Annotated in this window: 19 protein-coding genes; 5 read left to right on the top strand and 14 right to left on the bottom strand. The window is 66.0% G+C overall.

Annotation, left to right across the window (positions count from 1 at the left end; genetic code table 11):
* Window positions 1–3 precede the first annotated feature (3 nt).
* Entirely contained in the window at window positions 4–1,098 is a 1,095-nt protein-coding gene (locus ACLQ3C_RS13835; protein ID WP_425705645.1) for a helix-turn-helix domain-containing protein, read from the bottom strand.
* A 212-nt stretch (window positions 1,099–1,310) separates the two neighbouring features.
* Between ACLQ3C_RS13835 and clpB the strand changes: the two genes are divergently transcribed.
* Entirely contained in the window at window positions 1,311–3,863 is a 2,553-nt protein-coding gene (clpB, locus tag ACLQ3C_RS13830) for an ATP-dependent chaperone ClpB (protein WP_425705644.1), read from the top strand.
* Window positions 3,864–3,932: 69 nt separating this feature from the next.
* Here clpB and ACLQ3C_RS13825 read toward each other — a convergent pair whose 3' ends face one another.
* A complete protein-coding gene (locus ACLQ3C_RS13825; protein ID WP_425705643.1) occupies window positions 3,933–5,582 on the bottom strand; it encodes a dihydroxyacetone kinase family protein in 1,650 nt (549 codons plus the stop codon).
* Between the two features lie 72 nt (window positions 5,583–5,654).
* Between ACLQ3C_RS13825 and ACLQ3C_RS13820 the strand changes: the two genes are divergently transcribed.
* Window positions 5,655–6,260 carry a DNA-3-methyladenine glycosylase I gene (locus tag ACLQ3C_RS13820; protein WP_425705642.1) on the top strand — a complete coding sequence of 202 codons (606 nt, stop codon included), beginning with the start codon at window positions 5,655–5,657 and terminating at the stop codon, window positions 6,258–6,260.
* Window positions 6,261–6,343: 83 nt separating this feature from the next.
* Entirely contained in the window at window positions 6,344–6,748 is a 405-nt protein-coding gene (locus ACLQ3C_RS13815; RefSeq protein WP_425705641.1) for a PPOX class F420-dependent oxidoreductase, read from the top strand.
* On the opposite strand, the gene ACLQ3C_RS13810 is transcribed toward ACLQ3C_RS13815, so the two are convergent.
* The 3 genes from ACLQ3C_RS13810 to ACLQ3C_RS13800 are packed head-to-tail and all read right to left on the bottom strand — an operon-like array spanning window position 6,702 to window position 9,959.
* The gene (locus ACLQ3C_RS13810; protein WP_425705640.1) at window positions 6,702–7,517 is read right to left on the bottom strand and encodes an alpha/beta fold hydrolase; all 816 of its coding nucleotides are present in this window, start codon (window positions 7,515–7,517) and stop codon (window positions 6,702–6,704) included. The two genes, ACLQ3C_RS13815 and ACLQ3C_RS13810, sit on opposite strands and share 47 nt — an antisense overlap.
* Complete coding sequence (locus tag ACLQ3C_RS13805; protein ID WP_425705639.1) at window positions 7,514–8,560, bottom strand: isopenicillin N synthase family dioxygenase; 1,047 nt, start codon at window positions 8,558–8,560, stop codon at window positions 7,514–7,516. The genes ACLQ3C_RS13810 and ACLQ3C_RS13805 overlap by 4 nt, the downstream gene beginning before the upstream one ends.
* Entirely contained in the window at window positions 8,553–9,959 is a 1,407-nt protein-coding gene (locus ACLQ3C_RS13800) for a uracil-xanthine permease family protein (RefSeq protein ID WP_425705638.1), read from the bottom strand. The genes ACLQ3C_RS13805 and ACLQ3C_RS13800 overlap by 8 nt, the downstream gene beginning before the upstream one ends.
* Window positions 9,960–10,145: 186 nt before the next feature.
* Between ACLQ3C_RS13800 and ACLQ3C_RS13795 the strand changes: the two genes are divergently transcribed.
* Window positions 10,146–10,727 carry a helix-turn-helix domain-containing protein gene (locus ACLQ3C_RS13795; RefSeq protein ID WP_425705637.1) on the top strand — a complete coding sequence of 194 codons (582 nt, stop codon included), beginning with the start codon at window positions 10,146–10,148 and terminating at the stop codon, window positions 10,725–10,727.
* Window positions 10,728–10,795: 68 nt separating this feature from the next.
* Here the strand turns inward: ACLQ3C_RS13795 and ACLQ3C_RS13790 are convergent, their stop codons facing one another.
* Window positions 10,796–11,158, bottom strand: a complete 363-nt coding sequence (locus ACLQ3C_RS13790; RefSeq protein WP_425705636.1) for a MerR family transcriptional regulator — start codon at window positions 11,156–11,158, stop codon at window positions 10,796–10,798.
* A gap of 122 nt (window positions 11,159–11,280) precedes the next feature.
* Between ACLQ3C_RS13790 and ACLQ3C_RS13785 the strand changes: the two genes are divergently transcribed.
* Window positions 11,281–12,045 carry an SDR family oxidoreductase gene (locus ACLQ3C_RS13785; RefSeq protein ID WP_425705635.1) on the top strand — a complete coding sequence of 255 codons (765 nt, stop codon included), beginning with the start codon at window positions 11,281–11,283 and terminating at the stop codon, window positions 12,043–12,045.
* Between the two features lie 12 nt (window positions 12,046–12,057).
* Here the strand turns inward: ACLQ3C_RS13785 and ACLQ3C_RS13780 are convergent, their stop codons facing one another.
* From ACLQ3C_RS13780 to ACLQ3C_RS13745, 8 genes are all read right to left on the bottom strand, one after another.
* Window positions 12,058–12,486: a hypothetical protein gene (locus ACLQ3C_RS13780; RefSeq protein ID WP_425705634.1), complete on the bottom strand. Its 429-nt coding sequence runs from the start codon at window positions 12,484–12,486 to the stop codon at window positions 12,058–12,060.
* Window positions 12,483–12,980, bottom strand: coding sequence for a flavin reductase family protein (locus ACLQ3C_RS13775; protein WP_425705633.1), 498 nt, complete (start codon window positions 12,978–12,980; stop codon window positions 12,483–12,485). The genes ACLQ3C_RS13780 and ACLQ3C_RS13775 overlap by 4 nt, the downstream gene beginning before the upstream one ends.
* On the bottom strand, window positions 12,977–13,132 hold the full coding sequence (locus ACLQ3C_RS13770) for a hypothetical protein (RefSeq protein ID WP_425705632.1): 156 nt from the start codon (window positions 13,130–13,132) through the stop codon (window positions 12,977–12,979). The genes ACLQ3C_RS13775 and ACLQ3C_RS13770 overlap by 4 nt, the downstream gene beginning before the upstream one ends.
* A gap of 44 nt (window positions 13,133–13,176) precedes the next feature.
* Window positions 13,177–14,541: an NtaA/DmoA family FMN-dependent monooxygenase gene (locus ACLQ3C_RS13765; RefSeq protein ID WP_425705631.1), complete on the bottom strand. Its 1,365-nt coding sequence runs from the start codon at window positions 14,539–14,541 to the stop codon at window positions 13,177–13,179.
* A 44-nt stretch (window positions 14,542–14,585) separates the two neighbouring features.
* Window positions 14,586–15,950, bottom strand: coding sequence for an NtaA/DmoA family FMN-dependent monooxygenase (locus tag ACLQ3C_RS13760; RefSeq protein WP_425705630.1), 1,365 nt, complete (start codon window positions 15,948–15,950; stop codon window positions 14,586–14,588).
* A 170-nt stretch (window positions 15,951–16,120) separates the two neighbouring features.
* A complete protein-coding gene (locus tag ACLQ3C_RS13755) occupies window positions 16,121–16,717 on the bottom strand; it encodes a TetR family transcriptional regulator (RefSeq protein WP_425705629.1) in 597 nt (198 codons plus the stop codon).
* Between the two features lie 75 nt (window positions 16,718–16,792).
* A complete protein-coding gene (gene add / locus ACLQ3C_RS13750) occupies window positions 16,793–17,833 on the bottom strand; it encodes an adenosine deaminase (protein WP_425705628.1) in 1,041 nt (346 codons plus the stop codon).
* Between the two features lie 8 nt (window positions 17,834–17,841).
* Entirely contained in the window at window positions 17,842–18,903 is a 1,062-nt protein-coding gene (locus tag ACLQ3C_RS13745; RefSeq protein ID WP_425705627.1) for an ABC transporter substrate-binding protein, read from the bottom strand.
* Window positions 18,904–19,063 lie beyond the last annotated feature (160 nt).

Raw genomic sequence — 19,063 nt, 5'->3', positions numbered from 1 at the left:
GGTTCAGGCATCTCCGTCGATCACCTCGAAAGGGGACTCGTCTCGGGGGCGCAGTTCTGCGTCGCTGATCGATCCGCGCAGCATCTGTAGTGCACGATTCCGTGTGAGTTTCGCTTCTTCGTAGCCGCGCACCACGGCGGCGGCGAGTCGCGGGGACAGTCGCGGTGCGACGAGAAGGTCTGCGCGATAAGGGATTCCGACCGCTGTAAAGTCACTGGTGACGGGAAGGTCGCGGGCAAGCGACACTCGCTCGCGTTCGTCGATCAATCCGATGTTCTTGAGTTGGTTGACGGTCGCGGTCCACGACACGCGATACGTGCCGGCGATGCGGATGGCGCGTCGGCGTGGGCTGTCATGTGGATGCTCACTCCATAGCTTCGCTGCGCCCTCCCGGGGAATCAGGAAATGGATCGCAACCGATTTGACCATCGTCTCGGAATCGGAATTGTGTGCGTCGTAGGCATCGCCGACCAGCCAGTGCGCCAACTCGTGGCTGGCGGTCACCCGTTTGCGTCCAGGTCGCTGTTCTGCGTTGATCACCGCGGCGGCCACCGCACTGTTGCCGTCACCGTCGACGATTACGCATGCCCCATCGGCGGATTCGCCGTAGTTGCCCACGAACACGTACATCCCGAGCTCCTCGCAGGCCGACAGAATGTCGGTGATGGGCTCGTTGCCGATGCCGATTCTCTTGCGCGCCTCGTGCGCAACCTGCTCGGCATCCTCATGGCGACTGGGTACCGACGACTCGGGACGCTGGACCGTGGAGATTAACTCTTTGCGAATCAGCGATCGGATGTCGTCGGCCAGCAACTCGATTGCCTCATCCATGTGCGCCGTGACGTCGGGGTCGAATCCGGCGTCGCTGCGGCGGCTGATTGCGGCAGGAACCTCATCCATGACGAACCACTGCAGAGGCTTGCCAAGCGCCTCGGCGATGGCGAACATCTCGGTGGCCGAGACACGTCGGGTTCCCGACTCCATCTTGCTCACCGTTGTGTGGTCGACCTGGTCTAACGCGGCGGCGAGTTGCGCCTGCGACATGCCGGCAGCGACACGCGCCTCCGCAACTCGCCTGCCGAGTGCCTTTGCATCCATGTTTGCGATTTTGGCACATCGAGAACTGTGGGTGGCACCCCTGCCTGTTCGAGGACTTCACCACGCGCCGCAGCTACTACCGTGGACTGTGTCCGTCACCACAAACTTCCGATAGTTGAGCGGAATGGACTCAACTCTCCTCGCGTTGTAGCACTCGAACGGCCATACTTGAGCCGTACCGACTTAAGAACGTAGAGAAAGGTGCACACGAAGTGGACAGCTTCACCCCGACCACCAAGACACAGCAGGCGTTGAGCACTGCGGTGGGTGCGGCAGCCGCTGCCGGTAACCCCGACGTGCGTCCGGCCCACATCCTGGTTGCCCTGCTCGATCAGTCCGACGGCATTGCTTCGCCGCTGCTCAAGGCGGTGGGGGTCGATCCGTCGGCCATTCGTACCCAGGCCCAGGCGATGGTTGATCGCGCGCCGACGGTCTCGAGCGCCAGCGCTCAACCGCAGCTCTCGCGCGAATCGATCGCCGCGGTCACCGCTGCCCAGCAGCTCGCGACCGAGCTGAACGACGAGTACGTCTCCACCGAGCACCTCGTCGTCGGCCTGGCGACCGGCGATTCCGACGTCGCCAAACTGCTGCACAATGCCGGTGCCACCCCCCAGGCGCTGCGCGAGGCGTTCGTCTCCGTGCGCGGCAGTGCGCGCGTCACCTCCGAGGACCCGGAATCGACCTATCAGGCGCTGGAGAAGTACTCCACCGACCTCACCAAGGCCGCCCGCGAGGGCAAGCTCGACCCGGTGATCGGCCGTGACTCCGAGATCCGGCGCGTCGTACAGGTGCTGAGCCGCCGGACCAAGAACAACCCGGTTCTCATCGGTGAGCCCGGCGTCGGCAAGACCGCCATCGTCGAAGGGCTCGCCCAGCGCATCGTCGCCGGCGATGTCCCGGAGTCGTTGCGCAACAAGACTGTTGTCTCCCTGGACCTCGGATCGATGGTCGCCGGTGCCAAGTACCGCGGCGAGTTCGAGGAGCGGCTCAAGGCAGTGCTCGACGAGATCAAGGGATCGGCCGGGCAGGTCATCACTTTCATCGACGAGCTGCACACGATCGTCGGTGCCGGTGCGACAGGCGATTCCGCGATGGACGCCGGGAACATGATCAAGCCGATGCTGGCCCGTGGCGAGCTCCGGCTGGTCGGTGCGACGACGCTCGAGGAGTACCGCAAGTACATCGAGAAGGATGCCGCGCTCGAACGCCGCTTCCAGCAGGTCTACGTCGGTGAACCGAGCGTCGAGGACGCCATCGGCATCCTGCGTGGCCTCAAAGACCGGTACGAGGTACACCACGGCGTGCGCATCACCGACTCCGCATTGGTTGCTGCCGCAACGCTTTCCGACCGCTACATCACGTCGCGGTTCCTGCCGGACAAGGCCATCGACCTGGTCGACGAGGCTGCCTCGCGCCTGCGGATGGAGATCGACTCGCGGCCCGTCGAGATCGACGAGGTGGAGCGGATCGTCCGCCGGCTCGAGGTAGAGGAAGTCGCGCTGGAAAAGGAGCATGACGAGGCGTCCAAGGCGCGGCTGGAGAAACTGCGTCAAGAGCTGGCCGACCACAAGGAGAAGCTGAACGAGCTCTCGGCCCGCTGGCAGGGCGAGAAGACCGCCATCGATGCCGTCCGCGACATCAAGGAGCAACTGGAAAGCCTTCGCGGAGAATCCGATCGCGCCGAGCGTGACGGAGACCTCGGACGTGCTGCCGAGCTGCGCTACGGCAAGATCCCCAGCCTGGAGAAGGAACTCGAGGCGGCGCTGGAGAAGACCGGCACCGACCCCGACGAAGACGTGATGTTGCAGGAGGAGGTCGGCCCCGACGACGTCGCACAGGTCGTGTCGGCGTGGACGGGCATCCCCGCCGGCAAGATGCTGGAGGGCGAGACCGCCAAGCTGCTGCGCATGGAAGAAGAACTCGGACAACGGGTCATCGGGCAGCGCGAGGCAGTGGTCGCGGTGTCGGATGCGGTACGTCGGGCACGCGCCGGCGTCGCCGATCCCAACCGCCCGCTCGGCTCGTTCCTGTTCCTCGGTCCGACCGGTGTCGGCAAGACCGAGCTGGCCAAGGCGCTCGCCGAGTTCCTGTTCGACGACGAACGCGCGATGGTGCGCATCGACATGAGTGAATACGGCGAAAAGCACGCCGTGGCACGGCTTGTCGGCGCTCCTCCGGGATACGTCGGCTACGAGCAGGGCGGACAGCTGACCGAGGCGGTGCGCCGCCGCCCGTACACGGTGGTGCTCTTCGACGAGGTCGAGAAGGCCCACCCGGACGTCTTCGACATCCTGCTGCAGGTCCTCGACGAGGGACGCCTGACCGACGGCCAGGGCCGCACCGTGGACTTCCGCAACACCATCCTCATCCTGACGTCGAACCTCGGGTCCGGCGGCGACAAGGATCAGGTGATGGCGGCGGTGCGCGCGGCCTTCAAGCCGGAGTTCATCAACCGCCTCGACGACGTGGTGATCTTCGACGCGCTGAGTCCCGAACAGCTGGTGTCCATCGTCGACATCCAGCTCGGGCAGCTGCAGAAGCGGCTGGCCCAGCGCCGCCTCGAACTGCAGGTCACGCCCAAGGCCAAGGAATGGCTGGCCGAGCGGGGCTTCGACCCGCTCTACGGCGCCCGCCCGCTGCGGCGACTGGTGCAGCAGGCCATCGGCGACAAGCTCGCCCGGGCGCTGCTGGCCGGTGACGTCCGCGACGGCGACGTCGTCCCGGTCAACGTCGGCGCCGACGGAGAGTCGTTGGTGCTCGGCTGATCTCGGCAATGACACGCCCCCTTCCCGATGTCGGGAAGGGGGCGTTCGTCGTCGCACCAGTAAATGGTGTCAGGAGCGGTCGGCCGCCGCGCGGAACAACCACGACACCACCAGCGCGCCGGGATCGATGACGCCCCGGGCATTCTCGCCGACGTAGCTCGCGCGGCCCTTGGCGGCGGTGAGCTCCTCGGTGGAACGGGCGCCGCGTTCGGCAGCCTCGGCGGCGACTCCGGTGTCGCCGTCGGCGAGGGCGTCGACCGCGGGAGACAGGGCATCGACCATGGTGTTGTCGCCGACCGAGGCTCCGCCGAGGTCAACGATCTCGGCGAGTGCTGATTGCGCTCCGGCACGCAGGGAATCGTCGAAGCCGCGGCCGTCGGCGAACGCGGCGGCGAGTTGGCGGAACAGCACGCCGAACAGGGCGCCGGAGGTGCCGCCGGCGCGCACCAGAAACGAGGTGGCGATCGCGTCGAGGACCTCGGTGTCGGTGCCGCGCAACGGGATCGCGAAATGTCCCAGTGCCGCATCCATGTTCACCCCGAAGTCGCCGTCACCGGCCCGGCGGTCGAGATCGGTGAGATGATCGATCGATCCCTGCACGCGATCGACAAAGGCGGAGAGCCAACCACATTCGGGTCCGTCGGCGGCGGCATCGTCGGGTTCGGCGAACGTGACCGCCACCGGAGCGCTGACGGCGCGGGCCGGCACATACGGCCACGCGGGAGCGGTGGTCGGCGCATCGAACAGGGCGAGGACGTCGTCGTCTGCGCGCACCAGCGTGATCGAGACGCCGTCCATGTCCAGGGCCGTGATGAAGGTGCCGGCCATGGGGCGCGCGACGGTGATCCCGCGCCGGTGCAGATCGGCGACCACCTCGCCGAACACCAGGTCCAACTCGAGTTGATGCGCCGATCCGAGACCGTTCACCAGCGCGATCACCTGCTCACCATGAACGAGGGACAGCGCATCGACGATCGGATCGACCATCCGGTTCACCAGCTCGCGTGCACCGACCTTGGCGGTCCGCCGCACCCCCGCCTCGCCGTGGATGCCGACACCGAATTCCATCTCGTCCGTGGGCAATTCGAAGGCGGGCACGGACGAGCCGGGAACGGTGCAGGCCTGATAGGCGATGGCGATACTGCGGGAATTCGCCGCGACCCGACGCCCGATCTCGGCCACCTCGTCGAGCTTCTTGCCTTCGGCTGCGGCTGCGCCACAGATCTTTTCGACGATGATCGTGGCCCCGGTGCCGCGCCGTCCGGGGCCGGACTCGGATGCGGTGGCGACGTCGTCGTCGACGATGACGTGGTCGGTGGCGACCTCGTCGCGCACGAGGTGGCGGGCGATCCGGAAGTTGAGGACGTCGCCGGTGTAGTTCTTGACGATGTGCAGCACCCCGGCGCCGCGGTCGGCCCAGCGGGTCGCGCCGGCCACCTGCAGCGCGTTGGGGGAGGTGAATACCAGGCCCGGGCAGGCGGCGTCGAGCATGCCCGCGCCGATCATCCCCGAATGCATCGGCTCGTGCCCGGAGCCGCCGCCGGAGACGAGCGCGACCCGACGATCCTCGCCACGGTCGGCGCGGTACAGGAAGCCGGGATCGGGTTGCCAGTCGATGTCGGGATGGGCGGCGACGAAACCGCTCAGCGCATCGGTGAGAAGGGTAGCGGGCGAGTTCAGGATGTAATCGTGGGCACTCACCGGTTCCACAGTAGTCATCCGAATGGGCCGGACCGGTCCTGTCGGTGGGCGAGGGTAGCGTGCAACCGGACGCGAGGTAGGGAGAACGGCATGTCGAACGTGATCGTCGGCGACGACGGCATCTCGCGGTGCGCGTGGGCCGCCCGAGAACCGGAGACCACCTATCACGACACCGAATGGGGCTTCCCGCTCTCCGGTGACACCGCCCTGTTCGAGCGCGTCTGCCTCGAGGGATTCCAGTCCGGACTGAGCTGGCGCACCATCCTCACCAAACGGGAGAACTTCCGGAAAGCGTTCGCCGGCTTCGATATTCCCACGGTCGCGCGATTCACCGACGCCGACGTCACCCGCTTGTTGGGTGATGCGGGCATCATCCGGCACCGCGGCAAGATCGAGGCGTCGATCAACAACGCCCGCCGCGCCGAGGAACTCATCGATGCCGAGGGCTCCCTCGAACCCTACTTCTGGAGCTATGCCCCCGAACGTGAACATGTCCCGCACTCGATGACGACCTCGGCCGAGTCGCTGGCGCTCTCGAAGGACTTGAAGAAGCGCGGGTGGCGCTTCGTCGGGCCGACGACGATGTTCGCACTGATGCAGGCCGCAGGCTTCGTCAACGACCACGCCCACGACTGCGCCACCCGGCCGGCGGTGGCCGCCGCGATCGCCGAGCATCGGCGTTCCGCAGGGCACTGAGCAGTCTCGGCGTGGCAACCTGGTAGCCGGGCCACACGGCCCACCGTCGTCGCAGAAAGCGCGATGAACACCGAGGAGGACACATGTCGAACGCACCGTTGACCGAGGCCGCACGGGAACTGCTCGCCCAGCCGAATCCATCCGTGATGGCCACCGTCCGATCCGACGGCGCCCCGGTCACGGCCGCCACCTGGTACCTCCTCGACGGCGACGAGATCCTGCTCAACCTCGACGACACCCGCGTGCGGCTGCGTCACCTCCGCGCCGACCCGCGCGTCACGCTGACGGTGCTCGCCGGCGACGACTGGTACACCCACGTCACACTCGTGGGGCGGGTGACGGAGTTCCGTGCCGACGAGGGGTTGACCGACATCGACCGGATCTCCCGTCACTACACCGGCGAGCAGTACGCGGTGCGCGACAACCCGCGCACCACCGCCGTCATGACGATCGAACGGTGGTACGGCTGGGGTGCCCTGAAGGAGTGACGTCCGAATGGCCGTGCTCCATGGAGTGTACGAACTCGGCCAGGATCGCGGCGAGCTCGTCGGGCCGGGACAGCTGAGGTGCGTGGTCGGTCTCCAGGGTGACCACCCGCGCCCCGGGGCTCAGCCGTTGCATTTCGCGCTGTGCGGCAAGGGGAACCGACCGGTCGAGCGTGGCCTCCACGTACAGACGCGGCAGTGAGCCTGCACCTTCGGCGGTCCATTCCGGGGCGATGAGTCGGGTCGATTCGAGCTGCGGAACGAGCCGTCGTGCGGCGCTGACCGCGGCGTGGGCATCGGCCTGCTGGAAGAAGACCGCCGCGCCCGCCTCGGGCGGGACGACGGTGCCACGCCCGTCGGCGGTGGGTTCGGTGAACGCCGAGATGCCCACGGGTGCAGCCAGACCTGCGTGGGTGCATAGTTGACCGAAATTCATGCCACTCGGCAGCATCATGCCGGCGACGTAGCCGAGACCCCGGATCCGGGGGTCGCGCCCGCGCGTCAGGCGCTCGGCGACGTCGGTCGCCACCACCCCGCCGCCGCTGTGCCCGATGACGACGAGATCGCCGGGTATGTCGGCGATCTCGTCGATGACGGCATCGACGACGTCGGTGAGGGTGATGGGATCGTCTCCCCAATGTCCGGCGCCGAGGAGATCCGGCCGGTGACAGGTGATTCCGGCGTCGGCGAGCCGCTCGACCACCAGATCCCACACCCACGACTGCGCCCATGCGCCGTGGAGAAGCACGACGCCCGGATGTGGTGCGGTCACCGGGCGGCGCCCGACAGGCGCGCTGCCTCCCGCACGGCGCCCACGTTCAGCTTCCCGCCGCGCGAGCCCGCGAGCTTGGCGGCGATGTGGTCGGTGACGCGGATCGGCTCGTACGCAAGGCCGTTGTCGAAGCCGAGATGGCTTTCGAGCGTGGAGATCACGGCGTCGGCATTGCCGTCGTGGAAGAGGGCCGCCGAGCGCCGGCGCTCCACGGTGCCGTCGACCACCGGCGGCTTCACCCGGTGCAGCGTCGACAGCCAGCGATCGTTGGTGAGACGCGCGGTGAGGTCACCGAGGTTGACCAGCAGTGCACCGTCGGCGGGCGACACCTCATGCCACACCCCGTCGGCGCTGAGTACCTGCAGGCCGGCGACCTGATCGGCCCACAGCACGGTGACCAGACCGAAGTCGGTGTGTTCGCCCATGCCGGTGAGGTCGCCGTCGAGCGCGATGTCGGTGCCGGGTGGGAGCGCGTAGTTGTTCATCCGGAGCACGTCGATGGAGTGGTCGGTGAGTTTGGTGAAGAATTCCGGTTCCAGGCCGAGAGCGTCGGCGAAAATCGTTGTGAGGGTGCGTGCCACGCGCCGAGCCTCGGCGAAGTACGCCTCGACGCGATCGCGGTACCCGTCGACGCCGGGCCACAGGTTGATGCCGTAGTCGGCCTCGTCGAGGTCGACGTCGGTGATCGAGCGGGCCTCGACGCCGATGTTGAAGGCCTCGAAGAAGTCGTTCATCCGCGAGGCCGATTCCACCCCCGCACTCAGCCGCAGCGACTCGGTTTTCGGAGCCGTATAGCCACGATTGGCGCCTTCGACCCGGTAGGTCTTCTTGGTGTCGAGGTCGAGTCCGAAGAAATCGTCCATCGCCGACTTCAGACCGTCGATCGTGCCGTCGGCGATCCCATGTCCGGTGACCTGGATGAAACCGACACTGGCACAAGCGTTGTCGATCTGGGCTGCGACGTCGGCGCGCGCTTGTGGGGACCCGCCGGTCACGTAGGCCGAGATGTCGACGGTGGGGACAGTGAAGGTGCTCTCAGACATGGGTTTTCGCATTCGTGTCGGTGCTGGGTGCGGTGTCGGTGGCGGTATCGGTCGGGACGAGGATGTCGGTGGTGGCGGTGACCACCGGTTCGTCGTCGACGCGGCGTCGGAGCGGGGTGTGGTAGAAGACGATGTTCAGCACGAAGGCCACGATCGCGGTGAGCGTGATGCCGCTGCCGAAGATGATCTGCATGGAGTCGGGCAACTTGGTGAACAAGTCGGGCACGAACTCGGGCAGCAGTCCCACCGCGACGGCGGTGGCCGCGATCGTCAGGTTGACCGGCTTGGCGAGATCGACCGCGGCGAGGGTGCGGATGCCGACCATCGCCACCGTGCCGAACAGCACCAGGCCGACCGCACCGACGACGGGGCCGGGGAGCGCGGCGACCAGGGAACCCATCTTGGGTATGAGGGCCAGCACGATGAGGATCAGGCCGCTGCCCGCGGTGACGAACCGGCTGTGGACCCGGCTGGTCTCGACCGCGCCGACATTCTGCCCGAAGACCGTGTCGATGAAGCCGCCGAAGATTCCGGCGAGGATGCCCGACAGTCCGTCGCCGATCAGGCCGCGGGTGAGATCGCCGGTGCTCAACGGCTTTCCGGTGATCTCGGAGACAGCGAGCATGCTGGCGGTGGACTCGGCGAACACCACGGCCATGACGATGCTCATCGACACGATCGCCGCAATCGGGAACTGCGGTGCGCCGAAATGGAAGGGCGTCGGCATGCCGACCCAGCCGGCTTGTCCTACGCCACTGAGGTGGAACATCCCCATGGCAGCCGCGATCGCGGTTCCGGCGATGAGCGAGAAGAGGATTGCCAGCTGCGCCCAGATTCCGCGGCCGAGGCACAGCAGGGCGACGGCGATCACGACGACGATGGCGGCGATGAGCAGGTTGCGGGGAGCGGCGTAGTCGGGCGACGAGGAGTCCGAACCGACGATGAGTCCACCGGCGACGCCGATCAGCGACAATCCGACGACCGTCAGCACCGCGCCGGTGACCAGCGCCGGGAAGAACCGGATGATGCGGGCGAACGGGATGGCCAGGGCCAGACCGACGACACCGCCGATCAGCATCGAGCCGTAGACCGCCTGGATGCCGTATTTGTGGGCGATCAGGATCATCGGCGTGAGGCCGGTGAAGGTGGCGCCACAGATGATCGGCAGCCGAACGCCGGCGATCTTCCCGAGGCCGAAGCCCTGGATGGCGGTGATGATGCCGGCCACCAGCAGGTCGGCGCTGATCAGGAATGCGATGTCGGATTGACTCAGTTTCAGGGCGGCGCCGAAGACCAGCGGGACCGTGACGCAGCCGGTGTACATGATCAGGACGTGCTGGATCGACAGTGCGGCCAGGCGGCCCCACGGGGGCCGGACGTCGACTTGGTGCTGGGACATATGCTCTCTCCCGTACGTGAGGAAGTTCTGCGGGACCGTCGGGCGAGCTGGTGCGCGAGGCTGCCGCCACCGACACGAGATATTGAACGGGCTGAAGATTTCTTCGACCTCATCGATAAGTCACGGCCGTGTTAACACCGTCGGCGCGGGCTGCGCGGGGCTCGTAATCGTGTATTGATTGCTGTCATGACGACTTCTGCGGACGTGCCGACCGAACAGACCGAGGCGCCCGATCTGGCGACCAGCCTCGGTATCGCGATCCGGTCGGCGCGGAAGTCGGCGGCGCTGACCTTGCAGGATGTGGCCGATCGGACCGGTCTGTCGCAATCGTTCCTGTCGCAGGCCGAGAACGGTCGGACGGTGCCCAGCGTGATGAACCTGCATGCGATAGCCCGCTGCGTCGGAACGACCGCGCACGAGTTGCTGAGCCAGACCGAGAACGACGCGTCGCTGGTGCGTGCGGCGCAGTCGCCGGTTCTCGAGGTGTCACCGGGTGCGACGATGCGTCGCTGCGCATTGCGGGGCGGGTCCATGGGGCCCAACGAGATCACCGCCGGACCGCACACCTCGTCGTCGTCGGCGACGACGCATCCGGGCGAAGAGTTCATCTACGTCGTCGACGGGTCGCTGGAGGTGGAGGTCGGATCGACCACCTACACCCTCGGCGTGGGTGACGTCCTGTATTTCTCGGCCACCGTGGCGCATCGGTGGCACAACCGTTCCGACGCTGCCGTGCGGTTCCTGATCACTGCATCGCCGCCGTTCTGAGGACCGGAAGTTGTTGAACGCGGCCCGAATTGGTGAACGCCGCTGGTACACCGGCGGCGTTCACCAATTCAGACCGCGTCAGCTGTGCCGACCCGTTCATACGCATTGTCGATGATCGCGTCGAGCCGGTCGCGTGCGGCGGTGAGTTCGGTGATGCGAGTGTCGAGTCGACGACGCTCCGCGGACAGCATCTGCAGTTGTTCTTGATCGGTGGTGCCGGTGTCCAGGCAGGGGAGCATGTCGGCGATGCGCCGGCTGGACAGACCGGCGGAGTACATCAGTTGAAAGAAACGCACCCGCTCGACGGCGTCGTCGGCGTAGTCGCGATGTCCGCCGGGTGTGCGGTCGCTGGTCAGCAGACCTTGCTCCTCGTAGTAGCGCAGTGCGCGCACGCTGACCCCGGTGCGCTGGGCGAGTTCACCGATTTTCATTCTCATACCTCACGTGGACGTCAGGTGTCAGGCTACGCCCGACCTGTCGAGATGACGGAGTGGCGTGGCGGTGGTCACATAGCCTTGAACCTCACGTGGGCGTCAGCTTCTAGCGTGATGCCATGACCACACAAAAACACTCGACTCCCACATCGTCGGACTCGACTCCCACATCGTCGGTAACGGGTGCCATCGCCTTGGTGACCGGAGCCAACCGCGGTCTCGGCCGTCACATTGCGGCTCGGCTCGTCAGCCGCGGCGCGGCGAAAGTCTATGCAGCAGCGCGTAATCCAGAGTCAGTGGACCTGCCGGGAGTGGTGCCGCTGCGGCTCGACGTCACCGACGACTCGCAGATCGCCGAGGCCGCGGCCATCGCCTCCGACGTGACCTTGCTCGTGAACAACGCCGGGATCAGCCGGCCGGGCGCCCTGCTGGACACTCCGCTGGAGAACCTGCGCGCCGAACTCGACACCAACTTCTGGGGCGTCCTGGCGATGGTGCGGGCGTTCGCGCCGGTGCTCGCGGGCAGTGGCGGTGGCACCATCGTCAACGTTCTGTCGGCGCAGTCGTGGTTCGTCTACCCGGGAACCAACGGCTATCACGCGAGCAAGGCCGCGGCGTGGGCCATCACCAACGGCTTCCGGCTCGAGTTGGCCGATCAGGGCACCCGCGTCGTGGCGGTGCACGCGGGAGCCTTCGACACCGACTTCACCGCCGACTACGACGGCCCGAAGGAGGACCCGGCCGACATCGCCCGCGCGACCATCGACGGGCTGGAGTCGGATGGCGTCGAGATCCTCACCGACGACTGGACGCGATGGGTGAAATCGTTCCTCGGTCAGGACCCTGCCACCTTCTACGCCGAACTCGGTGCCTCGGGGGCGTGACGGCGACGCCGGCTACTTTCGACCGCTGCCGATCTGGATGTGAAGATTTGCCTGGAAGCCCTTGTGGTCCAGCAGCTTCGATAGTTCGGCGCGGTAGGCGTCGGTGACCACGGTGGGGTGGGTGTAGGCGAGGACTACTCCGTCGGCGATGTCGAGGAGGTGGATGTCGGTGATGAGGCTTGCGACCGAGCGGGGGTAGGCGAGTACCGAGATCGAGTCGGGGGGTGGGGAATTCGGGTTGACGACGTCGATGCGGAGGAGTGTGGGGTGCAGTGGGTTTCGGTGTTCGCGGGCGCGGATGGCGTCGAGGAGGGTGGGGAAGGTCGCCACGTCGTAGGTGGTGTCACCGCGACTGGTGGTGGCGCGGTCGGTGAGGAGCACCGTGACGGTGGCCGGTGTGGTTGCCGGGGCTGTGGTTGGCGGGGTTGTGGTGAGGCTCATGTGGCGAGTCCGACGAAGGTGCTGCGATGCCACACCAGTGGGTCGGCGTCGAGGTTCTCGCCGAAGCCCAGTACCTGCATGACGACGAGGTCGTGGTCGCCGGCGCGATGGGCGGCGGTGACCTCGCATTCGAACCAGGCGGTGCCGTCAGGTAGGAGTACGGCGCCGGAGTCGAGGATGGAGACCGGGATGTCGGCGAGCCGTTCGGCGCGGTTCTTCGAGGACAGTTGCCGGCATCGTCCGGCCATCTCGGCTCCGAGTACCGAGACTCCGAGTCGGTGGGCGCGGGCGAGGTCGGGCCACGTCGACGAGGAGTGTTGTGCGGCGAAGACGACCAGCGGTGGGTCCTGCGAGACGCCGACGGCGAAGGTGGAGGCCACCATGACGATCGGATGTCCGTCGTCGCCGACGGCGGAGAGCGCGACCACGCCGGTCGGGAAGCCGCCGAAGATGCGTCGCAGGGCGGTGGTGTCGCCGGTGTAGGGGGCGATCACCGGACGGCCTCGGTGTCGGTGACGAACAGCCCACTTGCCGTTGCGAGTTCCACGACCTCGGGTTGCTGCCCCAACGCCTTCGCCACCCGCTCACCGGCCCGCAGAGTGCGTGAACCGGGCTTCGGATTGCCGGAGACCACAACAGTTTTCATTCGCTATCACCCACTCTGTGTTCGATGAGGATCGGATCGGGGGTTCAGACCAGGACGTTGTGCGCCCGGAAAGCGGCGCCGGGATGTGTGTCGGGCAGCTGAGTGCAGCCGACACCGAAGAAGTGTTCCCGCAGCGTGTTTCCGGCCAGCTCGTCCTTGATGAGCCCGCGGCGGCGCATCTCCGGCAGCACCCGCGCAAAGAACTGGTCGTGATTTCCGTCGGGTTCGGGCTGGACGAGGAATCCGTCGGCATCGGTGGCCTCGATCATGGCCTGCGCCTGATCGACGATCTCCTCGGGAGATCCCAGGAACGGTTTGCCCATGACGCCGTTGGCCCGGAACTCCTCGAGGATCTGGCGAACCGTCGGCGCGTCGGGCCCGAGGAACCGCTCGATGTTGGTGCGCCCGTTGTCTCCGGCAGCAGCGCTTTCGGGGATCGGCCGGTCCAGATCGAGCGACATCAGGTCGATGCCGGTGTAGTAGGCGTAATGGGTTGCCGCCTGGTCGAGGGAGATGGCCTCGATCTGCGCACGATGCTGCGCCGCTGCCGCGTCGTAGCTGTCGGCGACGCGGAAGGTGCCGGCGATCAGGCATTTGACCGCGTCGCGGCCGCGCCCGTTCTCCTCCGCCAGACCCCGGATGTCGGCGATCTGCTCGGCCAGGGCCTTCGATTCGGCTGCCAGGAACACCGCTTCGGCGTACTTTGCCGCGAGCGCTCGGCCGGGAGCGGATGCGCCGGCCTGGAACAGGGTGGGTGTCACCTGCGGCCCGGGTGGTGTGGGGAGGATCCCATCGCTGGCGAAAAAGGGTCCCCGGTGGTGGATCTCGTGGACCTTGTTCGGGTCGGCCCAGGTCTGGGTGATCGAGGACCGTTGCAGCGCATCGGGTTCCCAGCAGCCCTCCCAGAATTTCAGTGACAATTCCACGTGGTCGTCGGCCTTGCGGTAGCGGTCGTCGTGCGCCATCAGCGGTTCACCGAACAGCAGGGCCGAGCCTGCCTGCGCCGAGCCGGTGACGATATTCCACCCGACCCTGCCCTTGCTGAGATGGTCGAGTGTGCGGTACTGCCGGGCAACCACGGCCGGCTGCTCCACTTGGGTCGACACCGTGGTCACCAAACCCAGCTTCTCGGTGTGTGCGGCCAACGCCGACAGGATCACCTGTGGATCGATATTGGTGAAGTTCACGTTGTGCGTGATCGCGCCAGGGATCACCGCACCGTCCATGGTCGGGTATCCGTACGAGTCGGCGAAGAACAAGAAGTCCACACCCGCGGCCTCGCATTTGCGCGCCAGGGTGATCCAGTAGTCGAGGTCGGTGAAGTTCGGCTCGGATTCTCGACCCGGGATCTTCCAGGAGCCCCGGACTCCGCCCGACTGAAACATGCCGATGGTCAACGTCTTCTGCATGGTTACGCCCTTTACCAAAGTTGTTGTCGAATACTGCCGGGGAGTTACACGAGTGCGGCTGCATGATTGCGGTACGCATATCCGGGATGGTCGGTGGGTAGATGGGGTGAGGACGATCCGGTCAGTCGTTGCCGCAGTGTTGTCGGCTCGCCCGGCGCGGCGACGAGGCCGCGGGCCCGGAACTCGGGCATCACCAGCTCGAAGAACGAGTCGAAGGTTCCGGTGTGGTCGGCCTGGACCAGGAATCCATCGGCGCCGGTGAATGCCATGACCTCTTCGCTCATATCGGCCACCTGTGCGCTGTCACCGACGAACGGTGTGCCCATCACATTGTTGCGCTGGAACTCTTCGAGGATCCGCCGCACCGTGGGCGCATCGGGACCGAGGAAGCGCTCCACATTCGTCCGGCCCGTCTGCGTCTGTGCCGCAGACGGATCCAGTGGCTTGTCCGGATCCATCTGGGAGAGATCCAGACCCGTGAAAAACGAGTACGCCACTGCCGCATCGTCGAGGGTGCGGGTCGCGATCTGACGATCCCGGATGCGCTGCGCATCCGCGTGCGTCTGCCCGACCACGAAAGTTCCTGCAATCAGGCATTTGATCGAGTCGGGATCCCGGCCGTGCCCTTCTGCCCGCCGACGGATGTCCTCGATCTGGCTCTTGAGGGCGGGCGCCTCGGCGGCAAGGAAGACCGCCTCGGCATACTTGGCCGCGAGATCCCGACCGGTGGCCGACGCGCCGGCCTGGAACAAGACAGGCGCGCGCTGCGGCCCGGGCGGCATGGTGAGGATGCCCTTGGAGCTGAAATGCGGTCCGTCGTGCGATATTTCACGTACGTGATCCGGATCTGCGTAGACCCCGGTGGTCGGATCACCGATGGTGGCGCCCTCGTCCCAGCATCCCTCCCACAGTTTGAGGCAGAGGTCGACGTGATCGTCGGCGATCTCGTAGCGTTTGTCGTGCTCGGTGAGCGGCAGGCCGAACAGACGCGCCGACGCGTTCTGCCCCGCGCCGGTGACGATGTTCCAGCCGATGCGGCCGTTCGTCATGTTGTCCAGTGTGGCCATCTTGCGGGCGACCATCGGGGGCTTCTCGACCTGCGTCGACAACGTCACCACCAGGCCGAGATGGCGCGTCACCACCGCGAGTGCGGCCAGGAACATGCTCGGATCGCCCTTGGGGAATTGCACCGCGCCGCACAAGGACGCGGGCGGAATGCCGTCCTGCAGAACGGGATAACCATAGTCGTCGGCGAAGAAGAGGAAATCGGCGCCGCCCTCTTCACATTTGCGGGCCATGGTGGTCCAGTGTTCGAGATCGGTGAAGCCGGTGGAGACGTTCTCGGGAAGTTGCCATGGCCCTATCGGGCCCACGTGCTGGAACATTCCGATCTTCCATGGTGTGGCCATTGAGGTGCTCCTATCGAGAGCGGGACCGACCGGGGAAAGCCCGAACCGATACTGTTTGAACTGAACAGTTCAAACGATAGAGTCTCAATGTTTCCCGGCAATTACGGAATCGAGAACGCTGCGGGTCTGCCGTGCCGTCCGTCCGGTAGCGCAGAATTGCGGTGAATTGCTCAGTGACCGAGAGCATTCGACGCACCGTCGAGTGCCCGGCTCAGAAGTGCGTCAAGGGACTCGCGATATGTGACACGCAGTTGGTCGGCATCCACCCCGGACAGAACCAGCATCTGCAGTCCCCGCCAGAGGGCCACGATCCCGGTCGAGGTGATGGTGGCGTCGGCGGGTTGATAGCCCTCACGGCGCAGGACCTCGGCCAATCGGAGTAGCCACTCCTGGCCGACACGCTCGATGAAGATCTTCCACCTTCCGGGCTCCCGCATCGCGATGCCGAATCGCTGGAAGTACAGGCGGAGGAATTCGTGATTGTCGGGATGGCCGAGGTCGTCCCAGGCGTCGATCAATCGGTCCCGCAGTGGGCCGGGGCCCTCGATCCCGTCGAAGAGATTGTGGAGCCGGGGGAACCGGTCGAACGCCGCCAGGGACGCCTCGTCGAGAAGGGCTTCCCGAGAACCGAAGTAGTACAGCAACATACGGTTGTTCGACCCGATCTCGCGAGCAATCGCGCTGAGACTCAGGTCGATCAGCCCCTGATCGAGGATCAGATCGATGACCAGGTCCATCAATCGATCCCGCTCAGGCTGCTTTGTCATGGGGGTCATCCTACTGTGCATGACCCTCCGTACCGGCAACGATCGGCGATCACGTGGCAGGGCCGGAGCCGTACCTCACGACGCGAGCCATTCGTCGATCCGGCGCTTGCTCTCGGCCTTGACCTCGGTTGGTGCCAGGGTGGTGTCGATAGACGACCACGCACACGCCGCCAGTTGCTCATCGCTCAAACCGATTCGGGTACGGCAGATCTCGTACTCGTCGAGAATGTTCGGACCGAAGAGGATGGGGTCGTCGGCGTTGATCGAGCACCGAACACCCGCCTTGAGCAGTGCGGTGATCGGATGGGCGGCGATGTCGTCGACGACGTCCAACAGCACGTTCGAGGTCGGGCAGACGTCGAGGGAGACCCCGGTCCCGGCCAGACGGGCGACGAGTTCGGGATCTTCCACGCTGCGGACCCCATGGAGAACCCGGTCGGCACCGAGGACGTCGAGCGCCTCCTGAACGGACTCCGGGCCGACGAGCTCGCCGGCATGCGGAGTGACCTGCAGGCCCGCCTCCTTGGCGAGGGCGAAGCTCTCCCGATGGTCGATTCCGGGATATCCGCGCTCGTCGGCGGCCAGGCCGAGCGACACGACGCCCCGGCCGGCGAGTTGTGCGGCGGCATCGGCCACCCGCAGTCCGGCGTCCGGGCCCGCCGTGCGGTCGATGGTGGGCATCAACCCGAAGGCCACGCCATGGACACGTGAGGCCGTACGAGCCATGTCGACCAACGCGTCGAGCGCGGCGACGGTGGAGCCGTAGTCGTCGGCGTAGCGGTCGGGACTCACGCTCAGTTCCAGGTAGGCGACGCCGTCGGCTGCCTGGTCCTCGAAGATCTGATCCATGAGAATGTCCAGGTGACCCGGGTGGTGAAGGGTGGCAAGCAGGCCCTTGTACAACCCCGAGAACGCCGAGAAGCCCTGGAATCCGGATACCGTGGGCGGTTCGATGTCCAACTTCGCCGACAGCGCCTGCAACGTCTCCGGCCGCATGGCGGCCTCCATGTGCAGGTGGAGGTGGCCCTTCGGGAGATCTTTCAGGCTCCGTTCGGACGCTGCTTCTTCCGCGGGTTGCGTTGCGGCGACCTTCGGCGCGTCGTGCGAGATCGACATGTGACTGCTCACTTTCCTGCCGGCTGTTGGGCGGCCTCGAGATAACTCATGTTGACGATACTTGCGGCGGGCGGAAGGCCGGAGACGCCGGCGGCCCGCAGGCCCGGATACATCTTGTCCGCGATGATGGTCGGGTCCATCCACAGCAACGGCTTTCCGTAAGAACCCTTGGTCAATACCTGCTGATCTTGGTTCTCTTCGGTTTGTTGTGCGAGGTCGAGACCGAGGTCGGCGCCGTACTTGTCGACGGCCAACTTGGCACCGACCGACGTGTCGGCCATGTTGTCGGTGAATCCGCGCAGACTGGCGCGAAGAAAGCGGGTGAGCACGTCGGCATTGCCCTGCGCGAACTTCTTGTCGGTGAACATGATGTCGCCGTACGTCGGAAGGCCAAGATCGGAATAGCTGGTCATGACATAGTCGGACGGCTTGAAGTTGTACTTGTGCTGGAGAATGCGCGGTTGGTTTGTCGAGTATGCCGTGTATGCCACACCTTGCTTGTCCACCAGCGGCGCGACGTCGAAACCGACCGGGATGAAGGTGTAGTTCGGCTGGAGCCCGGCGATCCGGAACACGGCATCGTACTGGATCTGCGTGCCGTCCTGCCCGAGAACTTTTTGTCCGACCATGTCCTTGGCGCTATGGACCGGGTGCCCCGGCAGGGACAGCAGCACGCCGGGACTGTCTTGGAATATCGTTCCGATTCCTTCCCAATTGTCCCCGTGGGCGAACGTCGCCAACCACTGCTGCATGGACGGGACCACTCCGATCTTGGCCTCGCCCGAGGCGACGGTCTGCATGGGGGTCGGGGCGTTCGGACCACCGGCGATCCAATTGATTTTGAGCCCTTCGTCGGCGTAGTACCCCTTGTCGTCGGCGACCCAGAATCCGCCGAACTCGACGTTTTTGATCCAGCCGAGCGAAACATCAAGTGTTTGCAGCGGTTTCCCATCTGGTCCGGTGGCCTGCTCGTCGTCGGAACTCGAACAGGCCGAGACGACGAGGGTCAGTGCGGCCGCAACGATCGCCAGGGTGGCGTGCAGGCGACCGCGGCGCGAGAGTGAGAACATGTGATTCCTTCGGGTGAATACGGCTTATCGAGGCCGGTCGGTGGCACGGTGAATCCGCGCCTGTGAGGTGAGACGAGCAGGTTGTTGCCGCAGCGGGTCACTATCGGCTGCTTCGGCAGAGTTTCGTGTGACCGGGCCGATCGACGTGTGCCGATCGGCG

It is taken from the genome of Gordonia sp. DT30 (assembly GCF_049844915.1).
Classification (GTDB): domain Bacteria; phylum Actinomycetota; class Actinomycetes; order Mycobacteriales; family Mycobacteriaceae; genus Gordonia.
This window is presented reverse-complemented; position numbering and strand designations above follow the sequence as displayed.

Bases quoted from the DNA above. Each gene is read 5' to 3' on its own strand.
- ACLQ3C_RS13790 (WP_425705636.1), bottom strand. From the start codon at position 11,158: ATGAAAATCGGTGAACTCGCCCAGCGCACCGGGGTCAGCGTGCGCGCA.
- ACLQ3C_RS13825 (WP_425705643.1), bottom strand. From the start codon at position 5,582: ATGACTACTGTGGAACCGGTGAGTGCCCACGATTACATCCTGAACTCG.
- ACLQ3C_RS13760 (WP_425705630.1), bottom strand. From the start codon at position 15,950: ATGGCCACACCATGGAAGATCGGAATGTTCCAGCACGTGGGCCCGATA.
- ACLQ3C_RS13805 (WP_425705639.1), bottom strand. From the start codon at position 8,560: ATGTCTGAGAGCACCTTCACTGTCCCCACCGTCGACATCTCGGCCTAC.
- ACLQ3C_RS13800 (WP_425705638.1), bottom strand. From the start codon at position 9,959: ATGTCCCAGCACCAAGTCGACGTCCGGCCCCCGTGGGGCCGCCTGGCC.
- ACLQ3C_RS13795 (WP_425705637.1), top strand. From the start codon at position 10,146: ATGACGACTTCTGCGGACGTGCCGACCGAACAGACCGAGGCGCCCGAT.
- ACLQ3C_RS13780 (WP_425705634.1), bottom strand. From the start codon at position 12,486: ATGAGCCTCACCACAACCCCGCCAACCACAGCCCCGGCAACCACACCG.
- ACLQ3C_RS13785 (WP_425705635.1), top strand. From the start codon at position 11,281: ATGACCACACAAAAACACTCGACTCCCACATCGTCGGACTCGACTCCC.
- add (WP_425705628.1), bottom strand. From the start codon at position 17,833: ATGTCGATCTCGCACGACGCGCCGAAGGTCGCCGCAACGCAACCCGCG.
- ACLQ3C_RS13820 (WP_425705642.1), top strand. From the start codon at position 5,655: ATGTCGAACGTGATCGTCGGCGACGACGGCATCTCGCGGTGCGCGTGG.
- ACLQ3C_RS13745 (WP_425705627.1), bottom strand. From the start codon at position 18,903: ATGTTCTCACTCTCGCGCCGCGGTCGCCTGCACGCCACCCTGGCGATC.
- ACLQ3C_RS13755 (WP_425705629.1), bottom strand. From the start codon at position 16,717: ATGACAAAGCAGCCTGAGCGGGATCGATTGATGGACCTGGTCATCGAT.
- ACLQ3C_RS13770 (WP_425705632.1), bottom strand. From the start codon at position 13,132: ATGAAAACTGTTGTGGTCTCCGGCAATCCGAAGCCCGGTTCACGCACT.
- ACLQ3C_RS13765 (WP_425705631.1), bottom strand. From the start codon at position 14,541: ATGCAGAAGACGTTGACCATCGGCATGTTTCAGTCGGGCGGAGTCCGG.
- ACLQ3C_RS13835 (WP_425705645.1), bottom strand. From the start codon at position 1,098: ATGGATGCAAAGGCACTCGGCAGGCGAGTTGCGGAGGCGCGTGTCGCT.
- ACLQ3C_RS13815 (WP_425705641.1), top strand. From the start codon at position 6,344: ATGTCGAACGCACCGTTGACCGAGGCCGCACGGGAACTGCTCGCCCAG.